Origin of the sequence: Pelagibius sp. CAU 1746, assembly GCF_039839785.1 — a bacterium.
Lineage (GTDB): Bacteria > Pseudomonadota > Alphaproteobacteria > Kiloniellales > Kiloniellaceae > Pelagibius.
This window is the reverse complement of the sequence record NZ_JBDOQT010000001.1, coordinates 2,192,515-2,218,339: the sequence shown is the minus strand read 5'-3', so window position 1 is coordinate 2,218,339 and position 25,825 is coordinate 2,192,515. Positions and strand designations below refer to the sequence as shown.

General features: G+C 64.3%; 28 protein-coding genes and 1 riboswitch. Of the genes, 18 read left to right on the top strand and 10 right to left on the bottom strand.

All coding sequences use genetic code 11. The annotated features are described in order from the left end of the window. Positions 1-17: 17 nt before the first annotated feature. The 6 genes from AAFN88_RS10485 (at position 18) to AAFN88_RS10460 (ending at position 7,015) form a co-directional block, all read left to right on the top strand. A complete protein-coding gene (locus tag AAFN88_RS10485) occupies positions 18-1,091 on the top strand; it encodes an ABC transporter substrate-binding protein (RefSeq protein ID WP_347520249.1) in 1,074 nt (357 codons plus the stop codon). Between the two features lie 67 nt (positions 1,092-1,158). Further along, positions 1,159-1,995: an ABC transporter permease gene (locus AAFN88_RS10480; protein WP_347520248.1), complete on the top strand. Its 837-nt coding sequence runs from the start codon at positions 1,159-1,161 to the stop codon at positions 1,993-1,995. Further along, positions 1,992-2,780 (top strand): ABC transporter permease, encoded by a 789-nt coding sequence (locus tag AAFN88_RS10475; protein ID WP_347520247.1) that lies wholly within the window; start codon positions 1,992-1,994, stop codon positions 2,778-2,780. The genes AAFN88_RS10480 and AAFN88_RS10475 overlap by 4 nt, the downstream gene beginning before the upstream one ends. After that, positions 2,780-3,850 (top strand): ABC transporter ATP-binding protein, encoded by a 1,071-nt coding sequence (locus AAFN88_RS10470; RefSeq protein ID WP_347520246.1) that lies wholly within the window; start codon positions 2,780-2,782, stop codon positions 3,848-3,850. The genes AAFN88_RS10475 and AAFN88_RS10470 overlap by 1 nt, the downstream gene beginning before the upstream one ends. A gap of 394 nt (positions 3,851-4,244) precedes the next feature. After that, positions 4,245-5,879 carry an AAA family ATPase gene (locus AAFN88_RS10465; RefSeq protein ID WP_347520245.1) on the top strand — a complete coding sequence of 545 codons (1,635 nt, stop codon included), beginning with the start codon at positions 4,245-4,247 and terminating at the stop codon, positions 5,877-5,879. After that, complete coding sequence (locus AAFN88_RS10460; protein ID WP_347520244.1) at positions 5,876-7,015, top strand: UvrD-helicase domain-containing protein; 1,140 nt, start codon at positions 5,876-5,878, stop codon at positions 7,013-7,015. The genes AAFN88_RS10465 and AAFN88_RS10460 overlap by 4 nt, the downstream gene beginning before the upstream one ends. A gap of 111 nt (positions 7,016-7,126) precedes the next feature. Here the strand turns inward: AAFN88_RS10460 and mobA are convergent, their stop codons facing one another. Then, complete coding sequence (gene mobA, locus AAFN88_RS10455; protein ID WP_347520242.1) at positions 7,127-7,756, bottom strand: molybdenum cofactor guanylyltransferase MobA; 630 nt, start codon at positions 7,754-7,756, stop codon at positions 7,127-7,129. A 12-nt stretch (positions 7,757-7,768) separates the two neighbouring features. Next, positions 7,769-8,725: a formate dehydrogenase accessory sulfurtransferase FdhD gene (gene fdhD, locus AAFN88_RS10450; protein WP_347520241.1), complete on the bottom strand. Its 957-nt coding sequence runs from the start codon at positions 8,723-8,725 to the stop codon at positions 7,769-7,771. 115 nt (positions 8,726-8,840) lie between these two features. Here fdhD and AAFN88_RS10445 point away from each other — a divergent pair, with 115 nt between their 5' ends. After that, positions 8,841-10,760 (top strand): ABC transporter substrate-binding protein, encoded by a 1,920-nt coding sequence (locus AAFN88_RS10445; protein WP_347520240.1) that lies wholly within the window; start codon positions 8,841-8,843, stop codon positions 10,758-10,760. 51 nt (positions 10,761-10,811) lie between these two features. On the opposite strand, the gene AAFN88_RS10440 is transcribed toward AAFN88_RS10445, so the two are convergent. After that, positions 10,812-11,423 carry an exopolysaccharide biosynthesis protein gene (locus AAFN88_RS10440; RefSeq protein WP_347520239.1) on the bottom strand — a complete coding sequence of 204 codons (612 nt, stop codon included), beginning with the start codon at positions 11,421-11,423 and terminating at the stop codon, positions 10,812-10,814. A gap of 492 nt (positions 11,424-11,915) precedes the next feature. Between AAFN88_RS10440 and AAFN88_RS10435 the strand changes: the two genes are divergently transcribed. The 3 genes from AAFN88_RS10435 to AAFN88_RS10425 all read left to right on the top strand — a co-directional run bounded on the left by AAFN88_RS10435 (position 11,916) and on the right by AAFN88_RS10425 (position 12,630). Continuing rightward, positions 11,916-12,062 (top strand): hypothetical protein, encoded by a 147-nt coding sequence (locus AAFN88_RS10435; RefSeq protein WP_347520238.1) that lies wholly within the window; start codon positions 11,916-11,918, stop codon positions 12,060-12,062. Positions 12,063-12,124: 62 nt separating this feature from the next. Continuing rightward, complete coding sequence (locus tag AAFN88_RS10430) at positions 12,125-12,394, top strand: hypothetical protein (protein ID WP_347520237.1); 270 nt, start codon at positions 12,125-12,127, stop codon at positions 12,392-12,394. Positions 12,395-12,417: 23 nt separating this feature from the next. Then, the gene (locus AAFN88_RS10425) at positions 12,418-12,630 is read left to right on the top strand and encodes a hypothetical protein (protein ID WP_347520236.1); all 213 of its coding nucleotides are present in this window, start codon (positions 12,418-12,420) and stop codon (positions 12,628-12,630) included. Positions 12,631-12,953: 323 nt separating this feature from the next. Here AAFN88_RS10425 and AAFN88_RS10420 read toward each other — a convergent pair whose 3' ends face one another. Genes AAFN88_RS10420 through AAFN88_RS10405 form a run of 4 tightly spaced genes read right to left on the bottom strand, consistent with a single transcriptional unit; the run spans position 12,954 to position 16,613 of the window. Beyond that, the gene (locus AAFN88_RS10420) at positions 12,954-13,658 is read right to left on the bottom strand and encodes an ABC transporter ATP-binding protein (protein WP_347520235.1); all 705 of its coding nucleotides are present in this window, start codon (positions 13,656-13,658) and stop codon (positions 12,954-12,956) included. 38 nt (positions 13,659-13,696) lie between these two features. Further along, positions 13,697-14,830 (bottom strand): ABC transporter permease, encoded by a 1,134-nt coding sequence (locus AAFN88_RS10415; RefSeq protein WP_347520234.1) that lies wholly within the window; start codon positions 14,828-14,830, stop codon positions 13,697-13,699. Then, the gene (locus AAFN88_RS10410) at positions 14,827-15,990 is read right to left on the bottom strand and encodes an efflux RND transporter periplasmic adaptor subunit (RefSeq protein ID WP_347520233.1); all 1,164 of its coding nucleotides are present in this window, start codon (positions 15,988-15,990) and stop codon (positions 14,827-14,829) included. Before AAFN88_RS10410 ends, AAFN88_RS10415 begins: the two co-directional genes overlap by 4 nt. Beyond that, the gene (locus tag AAFN88_RS10405; protein ID WP_347520232.1) at positions 15,987-16,613 is read right to left on the bottom strand and encodes a TetR/AcrR family transcriptional regulator; all 627 of its coding nucleotides are present in this window, start codon (positions 16,611-16,613) and stop codon (positions 15,987-15,989) included. The genes AAFN88_RS10410 and AAFN88_RS10405 overlap by 4 nt, the downstream gene beginning before the upstream one ends. Positions 16,614-16,736: 123 nt before the next feature. On the opposite strand from AAFN88_RS10405, the gene AAFN88_RS10400 reads away from it, so the two are divergent. Further along, positions 16,737-16,868 carry a hypothetical protein gene (locus tag AAFN88_RS10400; RefSeq protein ID WP_347520231.1) on the top strand — a complete coding sequence of 44 codons (132 nt, stop codon included), beginning with the start codon at positions 16,737-16,739 and terminating at the stop codon, positions 16,866-16,868. An 80-nt stretch (positions 16,869-16,948) separates the two neighbouring features. Continuing rightward, positions 16,949-17,266, top strand: coding sequence for a hypothetical protein (locus tag AAFN88_RS10395; protein WP_347520230.1), 318 nt, complete (start codon positions 16,949-16,951; stop codon positions 17,264-17,266). A gap of 144 nt (positions 17,267-17,410) precedes the next feature. Here the strand turns inward: AAFN88_RS10395 and AAFN88_RS10390 are convergent, their stop codons facing one another. Then, complete coding sequence (locus tag AAFN88_RS10390) at positions 17,411-18,361, bottom strand: hypothetical protein (protein ID WP_347520229.1); 951 nt, start codon at positions 18,359-18,361, stop codon at positions 17,411-17,413. A gap of 239 nt (positions 18,362-18,600) precedes the next feature. Between AAFN88_RS10390 and AAFN88_RS10385 the strand changes: the two genes are divergently transcribed. From AAFN88_RS10385 to AAFN88_RS10365, 5 genes are all read left to right on the top strand, one after another. Beyond that, positions 18,601-20,703, top strand: a complete 2,103-nt coding sequence (locus AAFN88_RS10385) for a 4Fe-4S dicluster domain-containing protein (protein ID WP_347520228.1) — start codon at positions 18,601-18,603, stop codon at positions 20,701-20,703. Between the two features lie 26 nt (positions 20,704-20,729). After that, positions 20,730-21,473, top strand: coding sequence for a sulfite exporter TauE/SafE family protein (locus AAFN88_RS10380; RefSeq protein WP_347520227.1), 744 nt, complete (start codon positions 20,730-20,732; stop codon positions 21,471-21,473). An 89-nt stretch (positions 21,474-21,562) separates the two neighbouring features. Next, on the top strand, positions 21,563-22,423 hold the full coding sequence (locus AAFN88_RS10375) for an NlpC/P60 family protein (RefSeq protein ID WP_347520226.1): 861 nt from the start codon (positions 21,563-21,565) through the stop codon (positions 22,421-22,423). A gap of 210 nt (positions 22,424-22,633) precedes the next feature. Beyond that, positions 22,634-22,927, top strand: coding sequence for a hypothetical protein (locus tag AAFN88_RS10370; RefSeq protein ID WP_347520225.1), 294 nt, complete (start codon positions 22,634-22,636; stop codon positions 22,925-22,927). A gap of 51 nt (positions 22,928-22,978) precedes the next feature. Beyond that, positions 22,979-23,170, top strand: a riboswitch (cobalamin riboswitch). A gap of 32 nt (positions 23,171-23,202) precedes the next feature. Then, positions 23,203-23,790 (top strand): HupE/UreJ family protein, encoded by a 588-nt coding sequence (locus tag AAFN88_RS10365; protein ID WP_347520224.1) that lies wholly within the window; start codon positions 23,203-23,205, stop codon positions 23,788-23,790. 23 nt (positions 23,791-23,813) lie between these two features. On the opposite strand, the gene AAFN88_RS10360 is transcribed toward AAFN88_RS10365, so the two are convergent. Continuing rightward, positions 23,814-24,047: a hypothetical protein gene (locus AAFN88_RS10360; protein WP_347520222.1), complete on the bottom strand. Its 234-nt coding sequence runs from the start codon at positions 24,045-24,047 to the stop codon at positions 23,814-23,816. 317 nt (positions 24,048-24,364) lie between these two features. Between AAFN88_RS10360 and moaA the strand changes: the two genes are divergently transcribed. Further along, the gene (gene moaA, locus AAFN88_RS10355) at positions 24,365-25,354 is read left to right on the top strand and encodes a GTP 3',8-cyclase MoaA (protein ID WP_347521654.1); all 990 of its coding nucleotides are present in this window, start codon (positions 24,365-24,367) and stop codon (positions 25,352-25,354) included. A 10-nt stretch (positions 25,355-25,364) separates the two neighbouring features. Here moaA and AAFN88_RS10350 read toward each other — a convergent pair whose 3' ends face one another. Continuing rightward, positions 25,365-25,814, bottom strand: a complete 450-nt coding sequence (locus AAFN88_RS10350; protein WP_347520221.1) for a GNAT family N-acetyltransferase — start codon at positions 25,812-25,814, stop codon at positions 25,365-25,367. Positions 25,815-25,825: the final 11 nt, after the last annotated feature.

Here is a 25,825-nt window from a genome sequence, read left to right as displayed (position 1 = left end):
CCAGAAAGGAACAGGGAATGAGCACCAAGATAAAGAACCACGCCATCGGACGCGGCCTGCTGGCCGCCACGCTGCTGGCCACCTTCTCCGCCGGCATGGCGCAGGCCGAGGAAATCCGTGTCCTGAACTGGAAGGGCTACGGCACCGACGAAAGCTGGGCTACGGAGGCTTTCGAGGCAAAGACCGGCTACGCCGTGGTGCACGACTACTTCAACTCCGAGCAGGAGATGCTCACCAAGCTGCGCACCAACCCCGGCACCTACGACGTGGTGATGATCAACGCCGCCTTCACCAGCCAGGCCCTGGAGGAGGGCCTGATCCAGCCGATCGACAGGGACAAGATTGCCAATGCCGCCGACCTGACCCCGGAAATGGCGCAGTCCGAACTGCTGAACTCCGGCGGCAAGACCTACGGCGTGCCCTGGGTGTGGGGCCTCACTTCCCTGGCGATCAACGACAAGGCCTTCGACCAGATGCCCGACAGCATCGAGGTGATGTGGGATCCGGCGCACAAGGGCAAGGTCGTGCTGCGCGACGACGCCCTGGAGGCGGTGCAGTTCGGCGCCATCGCGACGGGACAGGACATCAACGACATAAAAGATCTGGATGCGGTCAAAGAGAAGCTGGCCTCGCTGATGCCGCAGATCAGGACCTTCTGGAGTTCGGAGAACGACTGGAACCAGATGGTGGCCGCCGGTCAGATCGACGTGGGCACCTACTGGAGCGGCGCCGCCTCGCGCGCCAAGGTGAACTTCAATCTGCCGGTCAGCTTCGTCATCCCCAAGGAAGGCGCCGTCGGCTGGCTGGACGGCCTCTCCATCCCCGCCGGCTCCAAGAACGTCGACGCCGCCCTCGCCTTCATCGACTACATGATCTCGCCCGAGTTCTACGTCGAGTGGGTCAACAAGGTCGGCGCGCCGGTCTCCGCCAACCGGAAGGCCGTCGCCGGGCTGGACGAGTCTGCGTTCAATCGGGCGGTCCTGGGTGACCCGGCGGTCGCAGAGCGCGTCGTCTTCCAGAAGCCTGTGTCCGACGAAAACCGCGAGATGTATCTGCAGCTCTGGCAGGAGCTGAAGGCGGCGAACCAGTAAGGCAGACCGGCACGGCAGGGGTCGAACCGCGGTGGCGAAGAGTCTACCATCGGCGGGGCGCGGGCAGTTGAGACCCGCGCTCCCTCTGCTGCTGCCTGCCTATCTCTGGCTGACGGTGGCCGTCTTCCTGCCGTTGTCGGCAATGGTCTTCTTCAGCTTCGTGACCGACCTGCCGATGGCGGGACGCGAGTGGTCCGCAACGCTGGAACACTATGCGGCCTTCTTTCGGACCGATCTCTACGGCCGGCTGCTGCTGCGCTCTCTGCGCCTGGGTCTGGAGGTAACGCTCTACTGCACCATCATCGGGTTTCCCTGCGCCTATGTGCTGGCGAAGGTGCTGAAGGGCCGCAGCCGCGAGGCGGTATTCCTGCTGGTCATTCTGCCGTTCTGGAGTAACGGCCTGGTGCGTGTCTTCTCCTGGGCCGTCTTCCTGCGCAGCGGCGGCGTGGTCGACCTGACGCTGAATGCCGTGCTGCCCTTCGAGGTCTCCATCGACCTGATGTATTCCTACCCGGCCGTGGTCATCGGCCTGGTGCACTCCTACCTGCCCTACATGGTGCTGACCTGCTATCTCACCCTGCAGGCAATCGACGACTCGCTGATCGAGGCCGCGTGCTCGCTGGGCGCCTCGCGCCTTACCGTGCTGCGACGCCTGATCGTACCGCTGGCCATGCCGGGACTGGCCGCAGGGGCTGTGCTGATCTTCGTGCCCGTCGTCGGCTCCTTCATGGAGCCGCGCATCCTGGGCGGGCGCAGCGGCACCTTCTACGGCACGGTGATCGAGGATCAGTTCGTCGCCGTGTTCAACTGGCCTCTGGGCGCCGCACTCTCCTTCATCCTGCTGGCCGTCGTGCTGGCGGTTCTTGCCCTCGCGGCGCCGGTCCTGCGGAGGCATGGCGCATGACCCCGACCCGCATTCTGCACGGCCTCGGCCGCGCCTACGTCGGCCTCGTGCTCACCTTCCTTTATCTGCCGATCCTGATCATGGCGGTGATGTCGTTCAATGCCTCGCCGTTCTACCAGCTGCCCATCGACTGGTCGACGGACTGGTTCTCGGCACTGGCCGGAAACAGGTCGCTCATCTCCGCCGCCTGGAACAGCCTCTACATCGCCGCTATCACCACGGCGGTCGCCACGACGCTCGGAACCGCAGCGGCCCTGGCATTGCACCGCTATCAGTTCCGCGGCAAGAAACTGCTGCAAGCCCTGCTGTTTCCGCCCATCGCTATTCCCTGGCTGATCACCGGCACGGCCATGCTGATTTTCTTCTTTGCCGTCGGCATCGGACGCGGCCTGCACGCGATCCTGCTGGGCCATGTCGCCCTGGCGCTGCCCTACGTCATCGTGGTGGTCTCCGCCCGGCTGCGGACCTTTTCGCCGGAGCTCGAGGAAGCCGCCCTCTCCCTGGGCGCCAGCCAGTGGCAAGCGACCCGCCGCGTCACCCTGCCGTGGATCGCTCCGGGCGTCATCGCCGGCGCCCTCTTCGCCTTCGCCGTGTCCTTCGACCAGTTCGTCGTATCCTATTTCCTCTCGGCGCCCGGCCAAACCACCCTGCCGGTGCAGATCTATGCCGCGATCCGCAAGGGCTTCACGCCGGAGATCAACGCCGTCTCCACCATCATCATCGTGCTGTCCATGACCCTGATGCTGCTGATCGCCCGCTTCTTCCGCTTCGGAGGTGAAAAGTAATGGCCGAAGTCACCGTCCGCGACGTTTCGCGCTTCTACGGCAATCATGCCGTACTGCAGGACGTCTCCATCGACTTTCCCGACGGCGGATTCTACGGCCTGCTCGGCCCCTCGGGCAGCGGTAAGACGACCCTCTTGCGGATTATCGCCGGCTTCGACTCTCCCGACAGCGGCAGCATCGCCATCGGCGGCGCCGACGTCGTGGGCGCCCCGGTGCAGGACCGCCGTATCGGCATGGTGTTCCAGAACTATGCGCTGTTCCCCAACATGAGCGTCGCCGGCAATGTCGCCTTTGGTCTTAGCGTGCGCGGCATTCCGAAAGCCGAGATGTCGCGGCGCGTTTCCGAGGCGCTGGATCTCGTGCAGCTCGGCGGACTGGGCGGGCGCCGCCCCCACCAACTCTCGGGCGGCCAGCGCCAGCGCGTGGCCCTTGCCCGGGCCATCGTCACCCGGCCCCGCGTGCTGCTGTTGGACGAACCGCTGAGCGCCCTCGACAAAGCCCTGCGCGTCGGCATGCAGGTGGAGTTGAAGCGCATCCAGCGCGAGGTCGGCATCACCACGATCTTCGTCACCCACGACCAGGAAGAAGCGCTCACCATGAGCGACCGGATCGGCATCCTGCGGGACGGCCGCCTGGAACAGGAAGGCCCGCCGGCCGAACTTTACGACAATCCGGTCAGCGAGTTCGCCGCGACCTTCCTGGGCGACGCCAACATCTTCCGTGGTCGACGTGCCAACGGCTGCCTGCAGTTGGAAGACGGGACCCGGCTGCGCTGCCGCAGCGCACTGCCGGTCACGGCGGAGGGGACCGCCGCCTGTGCCGTGCGCCCGGAGCGCATCAGCCTTAGCCCCCTTGACGCCTCGGGCCCGGCCGAGGCCGCCGATGGAGACAACCGCTTGTCCGCCCGCGTCGCCAAGCGAATCTTCGCCGGCAACAGCATCTCCTACCTGCTGGACTGGCAAGGCGGTCCCCTCAAGGTCTTCGCCCAAAACACCGGCAGTCCTCCCATCGAGGAAGGCGCCGCCGTCATTTTGACCTGGACGGCCGAGAGCACCCTTCCTCTCGGCTGAGCGGCGCACCCTCGCAGATGTCAGGTCGGGCTGCAGTGTAACCAGTGCCGCAGCGGGTCAAAGCGTCTGTCACGCCGGGCATCGAGAAGAGACCGCTAAGAAACAGATGGCGGACCTCCTCCGCCCGTCACAGATGTGGCGTCTCACATATAGGAGACATCGAGTTCAGCGTAATTTCAGGAACTTAGTCAGAGATCGTCTCACATAAAACGGTACCGCTGTCTCACATATGCGAGCTTTGCGCCCCTTCAGTCTCACATAAGCAACTTTCGCCTGGCAGTGGCAGCCGGCGAGTTCTGTTGCCCCATGTTCCGCTTCAGCGCCCTTCACTGTATCATATTTGGTGAAATCCTTTGACCCACGGCGACTTTTAGGCGAGTTCTGGACAGCAACAATGAAGATTAGAAAAGTAAAAATCAAGAACTTCAAATGCTATTCCGATACATTTGAAGTCTCTTTGAATGACGGAATAAATATTTTTGTCGGCAACAACGAGTCTGGAAAATCAACAATACTAGAGGCAATTCATTTGGCGCTGACCGGCATACTGAACGGTCGGTACATTCGAAACGACCTCTCCAGCTATATTTTCAACCGTTCCGTCGAGCGAGCATATGTCGCGAGCCTCGATACACCAAGTCCTCTGCCTCCCCCAGAGATACTGATCGAGGTCTACTTTTCCGGCGAAAGCAAGGAACTCGCCCTTCTCCAGGGAGATGGCAATTCGGATCGCACAAAAGCCAGTGGCGTTGCCTATCAGATTCAGTTCGACGAGCATAACCACGCCGGCCCTTACGCTGAACTGGTGAAGGCCGGCCAACTCCGCTCAATTCCAATAGAATATTATACTGTGAAGATGGTCTCCTTTGCGCGACAGGGGATCACCCCGCGCAACATCCCAGTAAAATCTGCATTGATCGACTCGGCGAGCTCTCGCCTCCAGAGTGGGTCGGACATTTATATCTCTCGCATTATCAGGGAAAGCCTAGAAGAAAACGAGCGAGCATCGATATCCCAAGCACACAGGCAGCTGCGCGAAGCTTTTATGGCCGATAAGAATCTCATTGCCATCAACGAAAAAATCACGAGCGCTGCAAAAATCAGCGACAAAGCCGTGAGCATCTCAGTCGATTTGTCCTCTCAGAACGCCTGGGAAAACAGCTTGATGACATATATCGACAGCATTCCATTCCACTTCATTGGCAAGGGCGAGCAATGCATCATCAAGACAAAACTGGCGTTAAGTACGAAGAAAAGTGCTGAAGCAACGGTCCTCCTGATCGAGGAGCCAGAGAATCACCTTTCACATTCCCGTCTCAACCAGTTGATCCGCGACTTGACTGATGACAATAACGACAAACAGGTGATCATCTCGACGCACAGCAGCTTTGTCGCCAACAAGTTGGGACTTCAAAACCTATTGCTGCTGCGGCAATCCAAAATTGCTCGTGTCGTCGAGCTAAGATCAAATGACTTCTTCAAGAAACTTGCTGGATACGACACATTGCGGCTCGTTCTCGCGACCAAAGCGATCTTGGTTGAAGGTGATTCTGATGAGTTGATTGTCCAACGTGCATACAAGGACGCGCACAACGGCCGACTGCCGATTGAGGATGGAATTGATGTCATATCGGTCGGCACTTCGTTTCTCCGTTTTCTAGAACTCGCAAAACAGCTCGAGGTGCCTGTTGCGGTCGTGACGGACAACGATGGTGATATCGAGGCATTAGACAAGAAGTATGCCGACTACAGAGATACTTCCTATATCACCATCTGCTACGACGAGACGATCGACAAAGGCAACCTGCAGGTCCGAGAAAAACCTTTTAACTACAACACGCTGGAACCAAAGCTTTTAAAGGAGAATGGTCGCGAAACATTGGACGGTATATTTAAATCAGGCACGAAGTCGGATGACGACCTGCACACTTACATGCGCAACAACAAGACTGAATGCGCATTGGCGATCTTCGGCGCCGAAACGAAGATCAAGTATCCGACCTACATTACAAAAGCCATTGCCATATGACGGCGTCGAACAAAGTTGTCATCGCAGCCGCAGGTTCGGGAAAGACTACTTATCTGGTTCGCGAGGCACTCAAGGTGAAGGACGACAATGTCCTGATCACAACATACACTCAGTCAAACGAAGCGGAAATCAAACAGAAGATACTTGAGATCAATGGTCACATCCCCCCAAACATCGTGGTGATGACGTGGTTCACATTCCTCATCAATCATGGCGTAAAACCTTTTCAAGGTGGACTTTTTGAGTTTCCTGTAAGAGGAATGTTACTCGTCTCGGGCCCGTCTGCTGTGCGCTACTATAATAGTATGGGCAAACCGGTGCGTTGGCGTGAGGATGAGTTCGAGGATCACTTTTTTGATAGCCACCACCAGATTTATTCTGACAAGTTGGCCAAGCTGGTCGTGCGCTGTAACAAGGCCTCGGGCGGAGATGTGATAGATCGCATCAGTAGAATCTTTGGACACATTTTTGTCGATGAGGTGCAAGACCTTGCTGGCTACGATCTCGACATCCTCGTACTGCTTTTCAGAAGCGCCTCTCGAATACTACTTGTCGGTGATCCACGGCAAGTGACGTACCTGACTCACAATGAGTCCAAACACAAGAAGTACGCGGATGGAAAGCTGGTCCAGTTCCTGAGAAAAGAGCTACCAAAAAAGGTTGCCGTTGAAATAGACGATGTCAGTTTGAACGTCTCGCATCGTAACTGCGGCGAGATATGCAGCCTTGCCTCCAAGCTATACCCAGACTTGAGACCGAGCACTGCCTGCACGTGTGATGCATGTCGCGACATCGAGGTAGATGGGTCAGGCGTCTTCATAGTCAGGCCGATAGACTATGGCCGCTACATGGAGGCCTTCCGACCAATTCAGTTGCGCGACAACGTCACCGCTAAGGGGATCGATCGACGATTTCCGGCCATGAATTTCGGAGAATCAAAAGGCCTTGGATTTGACCGGGGAATCATACTTCCAACTCAAGATATGCTCCGATGGCTGTTAAATCCCGATCAGAAACTCAAGCCGCAGACGCGTGCGAAGCTCTATGTTGCCCTCACGCGTGCGCGGTACAGCGTCGCGGTTGTAGCAAATATTGATGAAGCAGAGCTTCCTGCTGGTTTCTCTCTGTATACATAGGCGCTGCGAATTTCTGGCGGCAAAATCACGATGCCTTGGTTGTCTGGCTGGCGTCACTCAACGGACTTATGTGAGATTCTGCGTCTTTATGTGAGACGCCACACAGGCCCCCTACCCCAGGTGCCTTGCCGCCTCGTCCAGGTCTTCCGGACGGTTGGTGTTGAAGAAGGGGTCGAGGGGGCCGGCGGAGGTCTCCATGTCCGGGAAACCTATCTCGACCAGCCTGTAGCGCGCGGTCCAGAGGTCGACCTTGCGAATTTCCTCCTCGACCATCGCTCTGCGCAGGTCCTCGCGCAGGCTGAGGGGCCAGAGGCCGAAGACCGGGTGGCTGCGGCCGTGGGTGACGGCGCAGGCCAGGTCCGCGCCTTCCGCACCGATGGCCGCCAGCATCTTCTCCACCATATTTTCCGGGAAGAAGGGCGCGTCACAGGCGAAGCTCGCCAGCCATTCCGCGCCGGGCGCGTTTTCCGCCGCCCAGTCGAGGCCGGTCAGCACCCCGGCCAACGGCCCGGCGTAGCCCTCCACCACGTCGGCGGCGACCGGCAGGCCGAAGTCCGCGAAGCGCGCCGGGTCGCCGTTGGCGTTCAGCACCAGTTCGCCCACCTGCGGGGCCGCGCGCTCGATGATGCGCGCCAGGATCGGCCGGCCGCCCAGGTCGCGCAGGCATTTGTCGCCGCCGCCCATGCGCCGCGACAATCCGCCCGCCAGCAGCACGCCGGCGACGTTACGCTTATCTGTCATCGCTGAACCGACTCACGCCGCGTCATCGGCGCGGCCGGACTTGCGCTGGTGGCGCGGGTCTTCGTCTTCCAGAGACTCCGGGTCGTGGTCGAAGACCAGGCGTTCGATCCCAGCGAGGGCGACGAAGCGCTTACCCTTGGCGCGGCCCACCAGAGTGAGGCCCGCCTGCCTGGCCAGGTCGACGCCCCAGGCGGTGAAGCCGGAGCGCGAGACCAGGATGGGGATGCCCATCTGCACGGTCTTGATCACCATCTCCGAGGTCAGGCGGCCGGTGGTGTAGAAGATCTTGTCCTCGGGACTGACGTTGTGCAGCAGCATGTAGCCGGCGATCTTGTCGACGGCGTTATGGCGGCCGACGTCCTCCATGTAGAGCAGCGGGCGGTCGCCCTGGCACAGCACGCAGCCGTGGATCGCCCCGGCCTCCAGGTAGAGGCTGGGCGCGGCGTTGATCTTCTTCGAGAGGCTGGCCAGCCAGGACGTCTTGAGCACCGCGTCCCGCGGCAGCTTCACCGTCTCGAACTTCTCCATGAGATCGCCGAAGACCGTGCCCTGCGCGCAGCCGGAGGTGCGCACCTTCTTCTTCAGCTTTTCCTCGTAGTCGGTCTCGCGCTCGGTGCGCACGACCACGACCTCCAGTTCCTCGTCGTAGTCGATGCCCTCGATCACGTCGTCGGGGCGCAGCATGTTCTGATTGAGCAGGTAGCCGACGGCGAGATAGTCGGGATAGTCGCCGATGGTCATCATGGTGACGATCTCCTGCCCGTTGAGGAACAGGGTCAGCGGACGCTCCACCACCACGGCGGTCTCCACCGCCTTGCCGTCCTGATCGACGCCCTCGACGCGCTCGGTGAGGCGCGGATCGTCGGGGTCGGGACGCAGCTCGAATTCGGCCAGGGCGGCCTCGCCGGCCTTGGCCTGGCCCTTGCGGAGCCGGCGCGGGGCCGGCCTATCGTCGTCTTGCTTGCTCATGAGGGAAATATGAAGCCCGGAACCGGCGCCCGCAAGGGTGCGGCCCCTTCCCGGGCAACCCGTGGGGCCGGAGACTTCATTTGGTCCCGGAGCGGCGAAAAGCTATAAGAAGGCCATGCGATTCCAGACCCTTGTCTTCGTTCTCGGCCTCGGCGGCGCGCTTGCGCTGCCCGCCGCCGCCCAGCAGACCCCTGCCCCCGCGCCGGCTCCCGAGCCGCCGGCCCTGCGCTTTGGCCTGGCCGCCGGCGACCTGCCGCCGCTGGCCGAACGCCTGCCCGCCGCGCCGCGCCGCGACCTGCCGGAGCGCGAGGATTGGCGGAGCGGGCGCTACGGCGGCAGCCTCGTCATGCTGGCGCGCGGCGGACGCGACGCCCGCGACCTGGCGCTCTTCGGCTACGCCCGCCTGGTGGTCTGGAACGAGGAGTTGGAGCTGGTGCCGGACATCCTGCACGACGTCCAGGTGCAGGACGAGAAGGTCTTTACCCTCACCCTGCGCGAGGGTCATCGCTGGTCCGACGGCACACCCTTCACGACGGAGGACATCCGCTTCTGGTGGGAGGACGTGGCCAGCAACGCCGAGGTCTCGCCGCGCGGTCTGCCGCCGGAACTGCTGGCCGGCGGTCAGCCGCCCAAGGTGGAGGTCGTCGACGCCACGCAGGTAAGGTTTTCCTGGCCGGCGCCCAATCCGCGCTTCCTGCCGACCCTGGCCGCCGCCTCGCCGCTGTTCATCTACCGGCCGGCCCACTACCTGAAGCGGTTCCACGCCCGGCACGCGCCGGCGGAAGAGCTGAACCGCCAGGCCGCAGCCATCGGCCTCGCGTCCTGGGCCGAACTGTTCCGCCGCAAGGACCGGATGTTCTTCTTCGACAACCCGGAGCTTCCCACGCTGCAGCCCTGGGTCAACACCTCGATGCCGCCGGCCGAGCGTTTCGTCGCCAGGCGCAATCCCTATTTCCACCGGGTCGACGGCGAGGGCCGCCAACTGCCCTACATCGACGAGGTGATCCTGGACCGCACGGAACCGCGCCTCATTCCCGCCAAGACCGCCGCCGGCGAGGTCGGCCTGCAGGCCCGCGGTCTGACCTTCCAGGACGGCGCGGTGTTGAAGCAGGCGGAGAAGGAGGGCCGGCTGAGGCTCCACCTCTGGCCCATCGGGCGCGGCTCGCAGCTGGCGCTCTATCCCAACCTCAACGCCGCGTCGCCCGGCTGGCGCGACGTGCTGCGCGAAGCCCGCTTCCGCCGGGCGCTGTCGCTGGGCATCGACCGCAAGGAGCTGAACCAAGTGCTCTACCAGGGCACCGCCCTGCCCGGCGCCAACACCCTGCTGCCGGGCTCGCCGCTCTACAAGGAAGACGGCCGCAGGGCCTGGGCGGCTTACGACCCGGAGCGGGCCAACGAACTGCTCGACTCCCTGGGCATGATCTGGAAGGACCCCGACGGCATCCGCCATCTGCCCGACGGCCGGCGCGCCGAGCTGGTGATCGAGACCGCCGAGGTCGACCCGGCCGAGACCGACGCCCTGGAGCTGATCAAGGCCCAGTGGGCCAAGATCGGCATCGCCGTCCTGGTGCGCAGCCAGCCGCGCCAGGCCGCGCGCCAGCGCATCGGCAGCGGCGCCACGCTGATGAGCGTCTTCTACGGCCTGGCCAACGGCCTGGCGAGACCGGCCATGTCGCCGGAGGAACTGGCACCCACCAGCGAGAAGCAGAACAACTGGCCGCTCTGGGGACTGCACTACGAGTCCGGCGGCAGCGCCGGGGAAGCCCCGGGGCTGCCGGCGGCACGCCGGCTGCTGGCGCTCTTCGAGGACTGGCGTCTCGCCACCGACCAGGCCACGCGCGCCAGTATCTGGCAGCAGATGCTGGAGATCCACGCCGACCAGGTCTTCACCATCGGCCTGCTGGGCTCCGTGCAGCAGCCGGTCGCCGCCGACCCGCGCTTGCGCAACCTGCCGGACAAGGCCGACTACCTCTACGAGCCCGGCGCCTACTTCGGCCGCTACCGCATGGACACTCTGTGGTTCGCCGGGGAATAGCCGGGCAAACGGGCACAAGTGACGGCGCCTTCGGCGGGCAGATTCCGGTCGTCAGAGTCTACTGGCCTCTATGGTTCCCCAGATCGCGGCGGCGGTGACCGCAAACGAGACCGCCGCGGCGGTCAGGGCGACGCACAGCAGGAGACCGTCTTCCTCCAGGAACGCAAAAGCGAGCAGCATGATTGCGAGGGTGGGAACGATGTTGCTCAGGGGAACCGGGACAAGAAGAGTCGCGCCCAGCAGAAGGATGACGAATCCGACAGCCCGCTTGGTCGTCTCGAACGGCATGGCCCATCGCGGTCGAATGATCCGCTCCAAGCGCTTAACCACAGGAATCAGGCGCCTAAGGATGCGCCGGAGCCGGATCTGCGAGATGCGGCGCGCGGCAAGCCGGCGGGGAAGAAGGGGTTCGTTGCGTCCCAGGATCATCTGAACGGCCGGAATTGCAAGCAGGATGCCGACGACGGGCGAAAGTCCCGGCACCAGACCCACAAGAGCGATCAACAACATCACGATGCCAAAGGAACGCTCCTTCAAATTCGCGACGATCCACTCCAGCGTCACGTCGCTCGGGGCGTCACGCAGCAGGCCTTCCAGAATGATCGACGTCGGAACGCGCATCGCTACCTCAACGAACAGGCTGCCTTGCTTCGACACTTCCACTTGAGCGCAGCCCCCGGCGCACCCATGGCCGGCAGATTTGGAGACGAGAGCCGCCTTGCGGCCCGCCGGCGCCACCGATAAGTGAGCCGCCTAACCCTATAGCAGTTGCATCGTTCCCCTCCCGGGCGCAGCCAAGGGCCCGCGACTGTCCCTCCGGCTCGACGCCTCGTCACAGTTACAAATGCCCGCCGTCAAGCAGCGCCCAGAAGAGATTCGCTTCGCGACCTTCCAGACACGGCAGGCAGGAGACCACCACAGCTTACTCTGCCAGGGCCGGAGCATAGACCGGCGCCTACCGCGCAATGTTACTAAAAATACACACGCTGGTAATTGAGGAAAATCCAAGAAATTATTCAATATTACATTAGCTAAAAACAGATTATCACTATACTTGTTATAATAATATTTTGCCTACTCATTGAAATTACGTCTCGTTATATCCACATAATACCTAACGGCAAATCACTGCCGGCATCACGAAAGGCGCTTCACATGTCGTTTAAGAAATTCTCCTCCGATCAGGACGCAGCGGGCAAAACCGGCAGTACCGAGAATCCCAAGGAAGCCACTCCCGCCGAGAACCCGGCGGCTCAGCCCACGCAGAAGCCCACGGAAGCCGCGCCGACGCCCAAGTCCTAGGCAGCGGACCGGAGGGGGCTGCCCCCTCCGCCACCCTCGCCGGCGCATGTGACGCACAATCGATGACCACCCGCATCATCGAGAAGACGGTTACCTTCCAACGGCCTTTCGTTCTTGCAGGGCTCGATGAGGTGCTGCCTGCCGGCGACTACCTTGTGGAAACCGAAGAAGAACTTATTGGCGGCCTGTCCTATGCCGCCTACCGCCGCATCTCGACGGTGCTCCGCCTGCAGGCGGAATCCGGGCTTCCTCACCTGACGCGGGCGATGACCGTCGATCCGGAGGAGCTGGACCAGGCGTTGCGGCGCGACTGCAATGGAGCCCACGATTGATTGGAGAGAATTCACGAATGCGAATGTCACGCCCCCTTTCGGTAATGATCCTCATGGCGGCCATGGTCGCGGGGGCCGCATGGTACGCGCCGCCACAGGGCAAGGTCACGCAGATAGCTGTGATGCTGCCGCTCGCCACCTACCACACACTCGCCCAGAGGGGCGAAGCGGAGGTCGATTCGACGGGGCATCCGCGATCCGTCGTGCGGGTCATAGAAGATCTCGCGGCGCGGTGAAGCGTTCCCGGAGCCGCCTCTCGCGGAGCCTTTCGGCCATCTAAGGAACCGAAGAAATGATCACCTCACGCAGCAACGCGAAGCAGACCTGTCCGGAGTGCGCAGCTGAGTACCCCAAGCCGGCTGGGCACGTCAGCAACTGCCCGAAATGCGGTGCCAAGCTCTCGGCCGGCCCCGGCGCGGAAGCATCCCCGCCGGTCCAGAGCGTGTGGGGCGCCCCCTTCCCGAAGTAAGAAAGCACATCGGAAACCGGAAACCGCGGCTTCCGCTGCGCGGAGATGAACGAGGCCGGCGGTAAACCGCCCAAGAAACGTCGCCACGCGTCAGGCGTCAACTTGGCTCGACCGCCCGGCGTCGTACTCCATCGCGGTTTCCAGCCGGCCGTCTCTCAGATGGAACAGGCGGTCGAAGCGATCGAATATCTTTTCGTCATGCGTGACGGCCAGGATCGCGGCGTCCTGTTCGGCCGCCACTTTCCGCAACAGGTCCATGACGATCCCCGCACGCTGCGAATCCAGCGCCGCGGTAGGCTCGTCGGCCAGTATGATCCGGGGCCGGTTGGCGAGCGCCCGGGCGATCGCGACTCTCTGGGCCTCGCCTCCGGACAGCTTGGAGGGCATTGCCTCCTTGCGGTGCCCGACGTCCAGATAGTCAAGAAGTTCGGTTGCGCGCTTCCTGGCCTCGACCGCGTCGAACCCCGCCAGATTGAGCACCACCGCCACGTTGTCGGCACTGTTGAGAAAGGGCAGGAGGTTGTGGAACTGAAAGATGAAGCCAACCTTCTCCAAACGCAGCCGGCGCAAGTCGGAACGCAGCCAACGCCCGTCGTAGACCGTTTCGCCGTCCAGCGCCATCCGGCCGCGGTTCGGTTCCAGGATACAGCCAATGACGTTCAGCAGCGTCGTCTTGCCGGACCCGCTGGGGCCGAGCAGCGCAACCACCTCCCCCGGATAGACCTCCAGACTCACGTCGCGCAGGGCATCGACGCGGGTTTCGCCTTCCCCGAAGTGCTTCGAGATATCGCTCACTTGGACGAGAGGTACTTTTCGGGACCTCGCACTCACGATCAACCTCCCAGCGCCGTCGCCGGATCGACCTTGAGGGCAAACCGTACGCCGAGACCGCTTGAGAGGATGCAGACCAGAATGACCACTGCGGCGAGCGCCAGTCCGTCCTCCGGCTGCAGCACGACACGGCGCGGAAAGAAGTCCTTGATGGTTGCGATCAGGAGCGCCCCCAAGCCGAAGCCGATGACACCCATCGCCAGCGCCTGCTGCAGAACCAGGCCGATGATTGTCCGGTCCGGCGCGCCGATCAGCTTCAGGGTGGCGATCTCCCGGATCTTATCCATGGTCATCGTATAGAGGATCAACGCAATGATGACGGCGGAGACCACGAGAAGGATCGCCGTGAACAGGCCGATCTGCTTGCGCGCCCGCTCCACGACCGAACTGGTCAGTATGTTTTCCTGCCCAGCCTGCGTCATGGCGGCCAGATGCTTCCACCGGCGCGCCGTGGCGGCCACGCTGTCCGCCGGCACGTTCGGTGAGACGCGGGCGACGACCGCGTTGATGGTATCCGTATCGCCGGCCCCGGCGCCCCGGGCGAGTGCGCGGCGCGCGGCGGGCGGAGCCAGCTCGAACTGCAATTCCTGGGAATCCCTCAGCGTGAGGTAAACGACCGGATCGCCGCCGGAGGAGACCTGTCCCTCCGTCAAGCCGACGACGGTAAAGGTGTCGCGGCCCAGCGGAACCCGGTCGCCAAGCGCCAGCCGCGTGCGCTTGTCGGCCACCATCTCGTAACGGCTCCGAGCGATGGTGCGCCCCGCGGCGATGCGATCCGGTCCGCCGGGGCGGCCAAGCTCGTAGCCGACCACATAAAGCCGCAGCTTGTTTCCTTCATAGGACGTCTCGACCGACTGGTAGGTTACGCTGCCGGCCGCCGCGACGCCCTGGAGGCGGGCGATCGCTTCGCGCGTGTCGCCGGGAATGCGGGAGGACTCGGCGAAAGGTCCGCGTGTGCCGGACTCCACCACCCAGACATCGACCCCGGGGGTGCGCACCAACGTCAGGGCGTCTTCGACCAGGCCGCGGTAGATACCGATCATGGACAGGACCACTCCCAGCAGGAGGCTGAGCCCGAAGCAGGTCAGCAGGAAGCGGCCGAGGTTGTGCCGGATATCCCGGTAAGCCAGGTTCATGGTGCCCCACCCTGCTTCACCGCCGCCGCCCGGCCTTCACGCAAGCCGGGGCGCAGGACGCGGACGACGGGAACGGCCCCGGGCAGACCGTCGACGATCTCCAGCCGGGAATCGAGCGTTCTCTCGCCGAAGGTCACGTTTCGCCGCCGCAGTTCGCCGTCCTCGACCGTCCAGACGGATCCTTGCAGTCCGTCGAAGCCGTCGACGGCCGCTTCCGGCACCAGCAGCGGATTGTCCAGCGTCGCGGTCCTGATGAAGACCTCGGCCTGCTCGCCGAGATGGAAGCTCTGCGGACAGAGGTCGCAGGCGATGTAGACGCGGCGCTCCTCGCTGACACGATCGCTTTCGATGGCGATGCGCGCGACATGGCCTCTAAAGGTCTGCCGGGGCAGCGACCGCAGGCGCACTTCGGCAGGCTGGTCCAGGCGGAGCCCGCCCGCCCGCGCCTCGTCGACGTAGGCGAGCACCCATACCGTCTCCGCAGCGACCAGGGTAAAGAGCGTTTCGCCCGCGGCCAGCACCGCGCCGAGCTCTTTGTGGCGTTCCACCACCACCGCGTCATAAGGCGCGATCAGTACGTGCTTGTCGAGCAGCACCCGTTCAAGCTCGTATTGGGCCTTCGCATCGTCGAGGGCGGCCTTGGTCACCTCGACATCACTGACCGCGACCGCGAGTTCGGCGGCGGCCACGTCTTCCTCCATCTGCGCTTCCTCGGCCACCTCGACGGAAACGGTCTGGCGGGCTACGAGCGCCTGCTTGCGTCTGTTCGCCTGCTTCTTCTGGGTCAGGACCGCGCGGGCCTTGCCCACGGCGGCCTCCGCCATCCTTACCGCGGCTTCGGCATTCGCGATCCCGGCTCTGGCTTTGGCCACGCGCGCTTCCTGCTCGGTGCTCTGCAGGCGCGCCAGAACATCACCCTTTTTCACCCGGTCGCCGTGATCGGCATTCAGCGCAGCGAGCGCTGCCCCGGTCTCGAACCCGACTTTCGACAGAATGCGTGCTTCGACCGTGCCCAGGCCGAAGACCTCTACCGGAACGTTTTCGGCGGGAAGCGACACCTCGACCTGCAGGGGACGCAGGTAGACGAACAGAAAGACGGCCAGGCCCAGCGCCGCAAGCACGAGCAGCGCCATGAGGGAGCGGACGATGCCTCTCTTCATGGCCGGGTCTCCCCGCGCCCTGCGGCCTTCTCTTTCGCGAGTCCGCTCAACTGGACTTCGAGAAGCCGTGCGCCCTCCCGCGACAGATCGAAGCCGCGTCCGCTGATCGACCATCTCACCGCGAGGCCCTGCACCAGACCGATGAGGAGGAAAGCCAGATCATCCGGGTCCAGATCGTCGCGCAGCTCACCCTCTGCCTTCGCGCGCCCGGCCTGCTCGGCGATGACCCCATGGAAACGGCTCATGAGACCGAAGAAGGCTGCGCGCAGCCCCTTGTTCTTGGTGTGCAGTTCTCGCGAGAACAGGATGGCCGGGATCGCGGGCGTCGACTGGATCAGCCGTAACTGCGCGGCGATCAACGCACGGATTTGGTCGAGCGGCGACGCCGCGGGGTTCCGCGCCTTCGCCCAGCGCGCCTCTACCATCGCGCCGACATGCGCGGCGACCGCCTCCCACAGATCCTGTTTTCTGGGAAAATGCCGGAAAACCCCCGGCTGTGTCAGTCCCACGGCCTTCGCGACGGCCTCGGTGGTCAGCCGCTCGGGGCCGAGTTCGTCGGCAAGGTGGAGGGCGGCATCGATGATCTCGGCCTTGCGGGCCTTTGCTGCTTTTCGAATGCGCATAGCCATCCTTAGTTAGTGATTAATCACTAACTAAGGATGGCGGTGAGAGATGTCAATGCCGCAGATCATTCCGGCATGGCCTGTCTCCCGGCGGGGTAGTCCTGCTGGAGAGATCTCGCTCCGTTGAGCGGTCTCCCCTCGGGTCGGCTATCCGGCTCGCGCAACCTGCCGGCCAAGGCCGACTACATCTACGAGCCCTGTGCATACTTCGGCCGCTACCACATGGACACGCTGTGGTTTGCGCCGGGCGGCTGAAGTTCGGCTGGTGAGTCAAGGCGGACATTTAGCTTATTCATGACTAAGCTGGTCTCGGCAGGACAGCCGGGAGTGACTTGATGGACCTGTGGGGGAAAATTGACGTTACCAAGTGGCAAAGTCTGCCACATATCGCGGGCCGAGCCGCAACTGAGAAGGATGTTCAAGACGGGCGAGCTGTATTCGTCGTCCCGTCTGGGAGCAAGCCTGTCAACATCGGGTTGCCGTTCTGGGCTTTGCAGATATCCGATAGGAACGAAAAAACGCCTGTTATCGCCATTCAGGCTGAAGAGGTAGATGGTGAGGTGATTGTTGGGATCCGATACCTAGATGGCGGTAATGGTGTCTGTACGCTTTCGGAGTTGAGAACTCTGGAATCACCAAATGAACCAGTTTGATTTCTGATTGACCGCTCTTGGCGCATAGCAGAAGTCCAATGCTGCACAATCGAATGATGTGCGCGAGTAGTTTCGCCTGCAGTTGATGGCAGCCACAGCACCGCGAATACCCGGAGCTGTCACCCGCGAACACTCCCGACCTTCTCACCCTCCGCGCAGATCCCTCGCCACCGCCTTCTGCCGGTCGAACTCGGCGCGGCGGCGCGCGATCTCCTCTGGGCTCAGGCGGTCGAGGTTCATGTAGTCCTGCTTCCAGGCGGCGCTGTCGCTCCAGCGCAGCGGCGACTGCAGGGTGGTGCGCGCCGCCGGCGCGCCTTCCAGCAGCTTGAAGGCCAGTTCCAGGGTGAAGTCCTGGGACTTCGGGTCGTGCGGCCGCCCGGCGGCGTTGCCCAGCGGGAAGTCGGAGAAGAGGAAGCGCGGCACGCCGACGTATTCGACGATGTCCTTGGCGCAGCCGAGTACCACGGTGGCGATGCCCGCCGCCTCCAACTGGTCGGCGGCGAGGCTGACGCTCTGATGGCAGACCGGGCAGTTGGGCACCAGGATCACGGCGTCCGCTTTGTCGGCGCGGCATCGCGCCACCACTTCCGGGCAGTCAGTGCCGAGGGTTACGCGATGGCTGCGGTTGGTGGGCAGGCCGTGAAAGCGCGGCGCCAGCGATCCGATACGCCCCTTCGCTGCCGCGCGGCGCAGCGCCGCCAGGGGGAAGTAGCAGCCCTGGTCGCCCTGGGCGTGGTGATCGCGGTCGACGGCGACATGGACGTTGCGCAGGTCGTGGTCCTTCGCGGTGTCGCCGGAATAGACGCTGTAGAACTTGGCTGCCGCGTTGTAGGGCGCCCCCGGCCCCTGGTCGCCCTTGTCCGGCTGGAAGGGCGCCGCCGTCACCACGAGGGCGACGCGGCATTGGCTGAGCGGTTTGCTGAGAGGATGAAAGGCCACCTCGGCCAGATGCGCCCACTCATAAGGCGCGCCGTAGCCCAGTGCCTGGTAGTAGTCGCGGATGCGCCGGCGATAGGGGATCGGCACGTCCTCGGCGGGGGCGAAGCCGAAAGGCGATCCCATCCCGGCGCGGTTGGTCGCGGCGTTTTCTTCCATGCCCCATGGTAATCCAAGGGTTCCATGGAGGTCCATGGCGCCGCGTTTCCCGCGCAATCTCCGCAAGAAAAATAAGGTCGTCTTGACCATCCCCGGCCCGCTAGTATGCCGACGAAGGGCCATGCCAAGTGGTGCGGAAAACAGTCCAGCCGGCCGCGTTGCCCTTGGTATGCCGTAGAACGACAACGAAGCGGCGGAGACCGGACGGGCCCATCGGGCGGGCCCAGCCGGAAAACCCTGTGTTCGAGGCAACGGAGAGTAAATCCATGGAGATGCGCGGCAAGCGCGTCCTCGTCTGCAACTGCGATTCCACGATGCCGCTGGACGACGCAGCCCTGACCCGCGCCTGCCAGGCCGTCGGCGCGGAAGGCAAAGCCGAGATCAACACGCAACTCTGCCGGGCCCAGCTCGGCAATTTCCAGCGCGCGATCCTGGGCCAGCAGCCCGTGGTGGTCGCCTGCACCCAGGAAGCGCCGCTGTTCGGCGAGATCGCCGCCGAAAACAACCCGCAGGCCGAGGTCGACTTCGTCAACATCCGCGAGACCGCGGGCTGGGCGGTGGAGGCCAAGGCCGCGACGCCGAAGATCGCCGCCCTGCTGGCCGCCGCCATGGTCGAGGCCGAGCCGACGCCCATGGTCCCACTCGCCTCCCAGGGCGTTTGCCTGGTCTACGGCCATGACGAGCAGGCCATCGAGGCCGCCAAGCAGCTCGCCGGCCGTCTGGACGTGACCGTGCTGCTCAGCGAGCCCGGCGAGATCATTCCGCCGCAGGTCATGGACGTGCCGATCTTCAAGGGGTCCGTCGTGCAGGCCAAGGGCCACCTCGGCAGCTTCGGCATTACGGTGAACGACTACGCCCCGGCGATCCCGTCCGGGCGCGGCAGGCTGGAGTTCGACGCGCCCAAGAACAACGCTTTTTCCGAATGCGACCTGATCCTCGACCTCACCGGCGGCACGCCGCTGTTCCCAGCGGCGGAGAAACGGGACGGCTACCTGCGCCCGGACCCCGGCGACCCCGCGGCGGTGCAGCATGCGCTCTTCGACATCGCCGACATGGTGGGCGAGTACGACAAGCCGCGCTACGTGAAGTACCGGCCGGAGATCTGCGCCCACTCGCGCAGCCGCAAGACCGGCTGCACCCGCTGCCTGGACGTCTGCCCGACCGGCGCCATCACCTCCGCCGGCGACACCGTCGACATCGACCCTCTGGTCTGCGCCGGCTGCGGTTCCTGCTCCTCCGTCTGCCCCACGGGTGCCGCCACCTACCAGCTTCCCGCCGGCGACAGCCTCTTCCAGCGCCTGCGCGAACTGCTCACAGCCTACCGCGCCGCGGGCGGCAAGCGCGCCACCCTGCTGCTGCATGACGGCGCCTACGGCAGCGAGATGATCGGCCTCATGGCGCGGCTCGGCCGCGGCCTGCCGGCCCACGTGTTGCCCTTCCCGCTGAACGAAGTGACCCAGGTCGGCATCGACTTCCTGGCGGCAGCCTTCGCCTACGGCGCGGACCAGGTGGTGATCCTTGCAGATCCGAAGAAGCGCGGCGAGATGAGCGGCCTGGCCGGACAGATCGGCCTGACGGAAAGCGTGCTCGGCGGCCTCGGTTACGGCGGCGGACGCTTGCACGTCATCGACGACATGGACCCCGACGCGGTGGAAGCCGCGCTCTACGGCCTCACCGCACCGGAGACGGCCATCGAGGCCGGCAGCTTCCTGCCGGTCGGCGGCAAGCGCAGCCGCGCCTTCCTGGCCCTGCGCCACCTGCACGAGAAGGCGCCGGCGCCGGTCGATGCGCTGGCGCTGGCGCCCGGCGCGCCCTTCGGCCGGGTCAAGGTCGACACCGAGGGCTGCACGCTCTGCCTGGCCTGTGTCTCCGCCTGCCCCGCCTCGGCGCTGCTCGACGACGAGACCCGGCCCTGGCTGGGCTTCCAGGAGGACGCCTGCGTGCAATGCGGCCTCTGCAAGGTGACCTGCCCGGAGCAGGTCATCACCCTGGAGCCGCGCCTCAACTTCACGGGGGAGGCCATGAGCGCGGTCACCCTGAACGAGGAAGAGCCCTTCGAGTGCATCCGCTGCGGCAAACCTTTCGGCGTGCGCAAATCCATCGAGCGCATCGCCGATCAGCTTGCGGGCAAGCATTCGATGTTCCAGGAGTCCGGACAGATCGAGCGCATCAAGATGTGCGAGGACTGCCGCATCACCACGCAGTTCGAAAGCGCCGACAACCCCTTCCAGGCAGGCGAGCGGCCGCGCATGCGCACCACCGAAGACTACATCCGCGAACGCGAAGCCGAACAGGCCGCGGCGAAGGTGAACGGCAAGCCCGGTAACGGGTCGGATGCCTGACGCCGCGTCCTGCCGCGGCGCCGGAGGTGGCTGAGCTCGAGGCCGCCTTCAACGGCCTGCACATGGTGCAGCTCCTGGCGGCCAATCTCATCGTGCTCGGCGCGACGGCGGTGCAGGCGGCCACCGGCATCGGCTTCGCCCTCATCGCCATCCCGCTGCTGGCCCTGATCGACCTCGCCTTCGTGCCTGGGCCCAGCGTCTTCGTCGCGCTCTTTCTCGCCCTCTTCATGACCTCGGCAGGCCGCAGTGCCATCGAAAAGCCGGAGCTCACCCGCATCGGCGGCGGCGTGGTGGCGGGCGCGGCCCTGGGCGCGCTGCTGCTGATCTTCATCGACCTGGACAACATGGCGCCGGTCTTCGGCGCCGTCATCCTCGCCGCCGTCGCCATCAGCCTCACCGGCCTGCACCTGCCCTTCACCACCAGGAACCTGATCGGCGTCGGCACCGTCGCCGGGGTCATGGGCGTGCTCTCGGGCATTCACGGCCCGCCGCTGGCGCTGCTCTACCAGCGCAGCGCGCCGGACAAGGCGCGCGCCATGATCGCCTCGGTCTTCTTCGTCGCCTACATCGCCACCATCGCCGCCCTGGCCAGCGCCGGCCATTTCGGCCTGCGCGAGACGATCCTCGGAGTGGCGCTTCTGCCGGGCTTCTTCCTCGGCTACTTTCTCTCCACCCGCTTCTTCAGGATCAGCAATCCCGCCGCCTTTCGGACCGGCGTCCTCGTCATCGCGGCAGCCAGCGCCGTCGCGTTGATGTTGAAGGGGCCCTGATGTTCGTGGGTTAATCGCGCCCGCCGTCTTCAGCAGGGCTTAACTTCCCCTCGCCTAGACTCGCCCGGCTGAACTAAGCTGCGGCTGCCATGAGCGATCTCGACCCCCGTCTGAACGCCTTTCGCGACGACCTTGCCGACGCCCGCCTGAAGGACCGGGTGGCGGCGCCGCGCTACGTCGAGGGCCGCCCGGCGGGGATCGCTCGCGGCATCGTCGACCTGCGCCGCGCGCCCGATGCGTCCTCCGGGCTCGATACCCAGCTTCTCTTCGGCGAGCGTGTGCGGGTTTTCGACGAGGCCGGCGGCTGGACCTGGGTGCAGAGCGAGACCGACGGCTACGTCGGCTACCTGGAGAGCGCCGCCCTGGGCCCGGCGGTCGAACAGCCGACCCACCGCCTGCGCGCCCTGCGCAGCTTCCTCTATCCCGAGCCGAACCTGAAAACGCCGGCGCTGGACTGTCTTTCCATCGCCAGTCCCGTCCAGGTCGTCGGCGAGAAGAACGGCTACAGCGAGATCGCCGGCGGCGGCTGGCTCTACAGCAAACACCTGCAGCCGCTGACCGAGAGCAGCCCCGACTTCGTGGCCACGGCCCTGGAGTTCCTCGGCACGCCCTATCTCTGGGGCGGGCGCAGTTCCATCGGCCTCGACTGCTCGACCCTGGTGCAGCTCTCTCTGGCCTGCGCCGGCGTCAACCTGCGCCGCGACTCCTACCAGCAGGCGGCCACGGCGGGCGAAGCGCTCAACGGCCTGCCGCAGGAGGTGACGCTGGAGCGCGGCGACCTCGTCTTCTCGCCCGGCCACGTCGCCATCATGCTCGATGCGGAGCACATCGTGCACGCCAACGGTTTCACCATGACGGTGGCCATCGAGCGCCTGCAAGCGCTGGAAAAGCGGGTGCTGGAAGAAACCGGCGGCAAGGGCTTCACCGGCGTGCGGCGGATAATGCCCTAGCCCACTTTTATTACGCGAAAATCAGCGGCGCCAATCCTCGCCCCTCAGAGGGCCGCCTGGAGATGGGCAGGCATCCTACCACTTCAGTCGATTCCTATCGCTTCCCCAATAGCTAGTGGTTATAGGCGTCGGATGGGCCCGACTCGTACTCAGGCCCGCTATCCTCTGGTGCCGTCCGGGTGCATCAAATCTGGCAGGAGACTCCAGTCATTGACGGGCAAATGGGAAAAGACAGTGAAAAGCTTCGAACTATTCGCGTTCGTGAGCCGTGGACCTCACAGCGGCAAGTTCCTCTATCCGCATCTGCACAATGATGGGCGTTACGCAGTTTCGATGACGCGCTTCGAATCGGATTATGTCTGGCTGAGCGACAGAAGCGAAATTCTGTCCTGGCTGGAAAAAGGGTACCGCCTGCGCATGTCAAACCCCGAAGATGGCATATCGGCGACAAGTTTGATCCGTCCGGGGGCGATCTACCGGCCCGTTGCAATGTCCCGCAAGTAGCAGGTTCCACTACCTCGGACGTAAACGATTGTTGCCTTCTCTTCCGCTTGCCGCCAAGCTGTCCGCGACGGTGCTTCCCCGCCAAGGGAAGTGAAACGGGAAGTCGGTGCGAAGCCGACGCCGCCCCCGCGACTGTAAGGAGTGTGATCTCCGCGTTCCACAAGCCACTGGCGCCGCGCGCCGGGAAGGCGAACGCCGGAGGAGCTCCAAGCCAGGAGACCGGCCGTCACCCTGTTCAACCAACTTGGGGCGGCGGGCCCCGGAAGGAGCAAAAATTGCGCTTTCTTTCTGTCTTCACGATCGCACTCCTAGTCACTTCGGCAGCGGAGGCCCATACCGGCATCGGCGCGGCTTCCGGCCTGGCCCACGGGTTCCTGCACCCGGTCGGCGGCCTGGATCACATCCTCGCCATGGTCGGTGTCGGGCTGCTGGGCTTCGTCATCGGCGGGCGCGCCTTCTGGCTGGTGCCGGCCGCTTTCGTCGTCATGATGGCGCTGGGCGGCGTTCTCGGCCTTGCCGGCGCCGGCCTTCCCTTCGTCGAAGCCGGGATCGCCCTGTCGGTCATCGTGATCGGAGCCGCACTGGCTTTCGGCAGCGGCGTGCCCTTGGCCCTCGCCATGGCCCTGGCCGGTGGCTTCGCCGTGTTCCACGGCCACGCCCACGGGGCCGAGATGCCGCTGGCGGCCTCCGGCCTCGCTTACGGTTTCGGCTTCCTGGCGGCAACGGCCCTGCTGCACGCCGCCGGTGCCGGTGCCGGATACGCCCTCGGCAAGCTGGCCGGTGCGGCCGCCCCTCGTGCCACACGGCTCGGCGGGGCCATGCTCAGCCTCTTTGGGCTGGCAATCCTGACAGGCGTTCTTTAGAGCCTAGGCCAGCCTGGCCCCGCCTACTGCGGCGGGGCCGGAGGGCCGCCGCCGCCAAGCTGGGCCTGGCACAGCGCTTCGGCGCGGCCTTTGAACAACCCGGCCTGCTGGGCGTTGATGGTCCCTTCGGCCAGCATGTTGTCGATGTCCTTCGCCCGTTCGGCGAAACAGAGCGCTACCGGGTCGTCGGGAGCGGCAACCGCCTGTTCCGGCGGAAAAAGGTCGTCGCGGTGCATGAAGGCCAGGGCCGCCATCATTGATAAAGCGACCCCCACCGCGACCAGCCGGGCGGCTGGGCGGTCCAGAAATGAGACCCCTTGGGACGAGTCCGTCATGGCATGCAAGGCTAGTGCGCCGCCGTCTCGGCGGCAACAGGAGAAAGCCGCGCCCCGCCCCCCGCAAAACCCCGGAAAGTCTGGGGTTTTCGACGCCATAGGCCCCAGAAAAGTTAGGGGCGAATTGGGCCGGGGCTGTTCCTATACTGGCCGGCATCCTATATAGCTAGGCACAAGAACGGACGGCCCCGCCGCGATACGGGGGCTGAAATTGGGTTGGGAGACTCCTGATGGCCGAGATGATCGATCCCTACGGCAGGGCGATCACCTATCTGCGCATTTCGGTGACGGACCGCTGCGACTTCCGCTGCAACTACTGCATGGCGGAAGACATGACGTTCCTGCCGAAGGCGGAGATTCTGACGCTGGAGGAACTCGACCGCGTCTGCAGCGCCTTCGTGCGCCAGGGCGTGAAGAAGCTGCGCATGACCGGCGGCGAGCCGCTGGTACGGCGCGACATCATGAAGCTCTTCCACTCCCTCTCCCGCCACCTGGAAAGCGGCGCCCTGGAAGAGCTGACGCTCACCACCAACGGCAGTCAGCTCAGCCGTTTCGCTCACGAACTCGCCGACCTCGGCGTCCGGCGCGTCAACGTCTCGCTCGATACGCTCGATCCCGACAAGTTCGCCGCCATCACCCGTTGGGGCAAGCTGGACAAGGTCATGGCCGGCCTGGAAGCTGCCAAGGACGCCGGCCTGGCGGTAAAGATCAACGCGGTGGCGCTGAAAGACGTCAACGACGACGAGGTCGACCGCCTCGTCCAGTGGTGCGGCGACGAGGGCTTCGACCTCACCTTCATCGAGGTCATGCCCATGGGCGATATCGGCGAGCAGCGCATCGACCAGTACTGGCCGCTCTCCATGCTCCGCGCGCAACTGGCGGAGAAGTGGACGCTGGAGGAGATCGACTACCGCACCGGCGGCCCGGCGCGCTACTGCCGCGTGAAGGAGACCGGCGGGCGGCTGGGATTCATCACGCCGATGACCCATAATTTCTGTGAAAGCTGCAATCGCGTGCGCCTCACCTGCACCGGCACGCTCTACATGTGTCTGGGCCAGGAGGACGCAGCCGATCTGCGCGAACCTCTGCGCATGGCCGAAGACGACGGGCCGCTGGAACAGGCGATCATGGAGGCCATCGGCCGCAAGCCCAAGGGCCACGACTTCATCATCGACCGCCGCCGCAAGCAGCCGGCCGTCTCGCGCCACATGAGCGTCACCGGCGGCTGAGCCCGCTTCCTCAAAAAACCAGCTTGAAGCCTTCGTGAGTCGCCTCGAAGCCGAGGGACTCATAGAAACGGTGGCTGTCGGTGCGGGACTTGTTCATGGTGAGTTGCACCAGCCCGCAGCCGCGCCGCCGGCATTCCGCGACGGCCCAATCGATCATGACATGTCCGAGACCCTGTCCGCGGCGTGACGAAGCGATGCGCACGCTCTCGATCTGGCCGCGCCACATGGCCTTCAACGACAGGCCGGGAATGAAGGTGAGTTGCAGGCAACCGACCACCGCACCGCCATCGTCGACCACCGCCAGGAACTGGTTGGGATCGGCAGCGATGGCCGCAAAGGTCTCGGCATAGCAGGGGTCGCCGGGCGCCTCGCGGGTCTTGCCCAATTCATCGTCGGCCAAGAAGTCGACAATGGCCGGAACGTCCTCTGCGGTGGCGCGGCGAATCTCAGGATTGGTCATGAAGGCTTCAA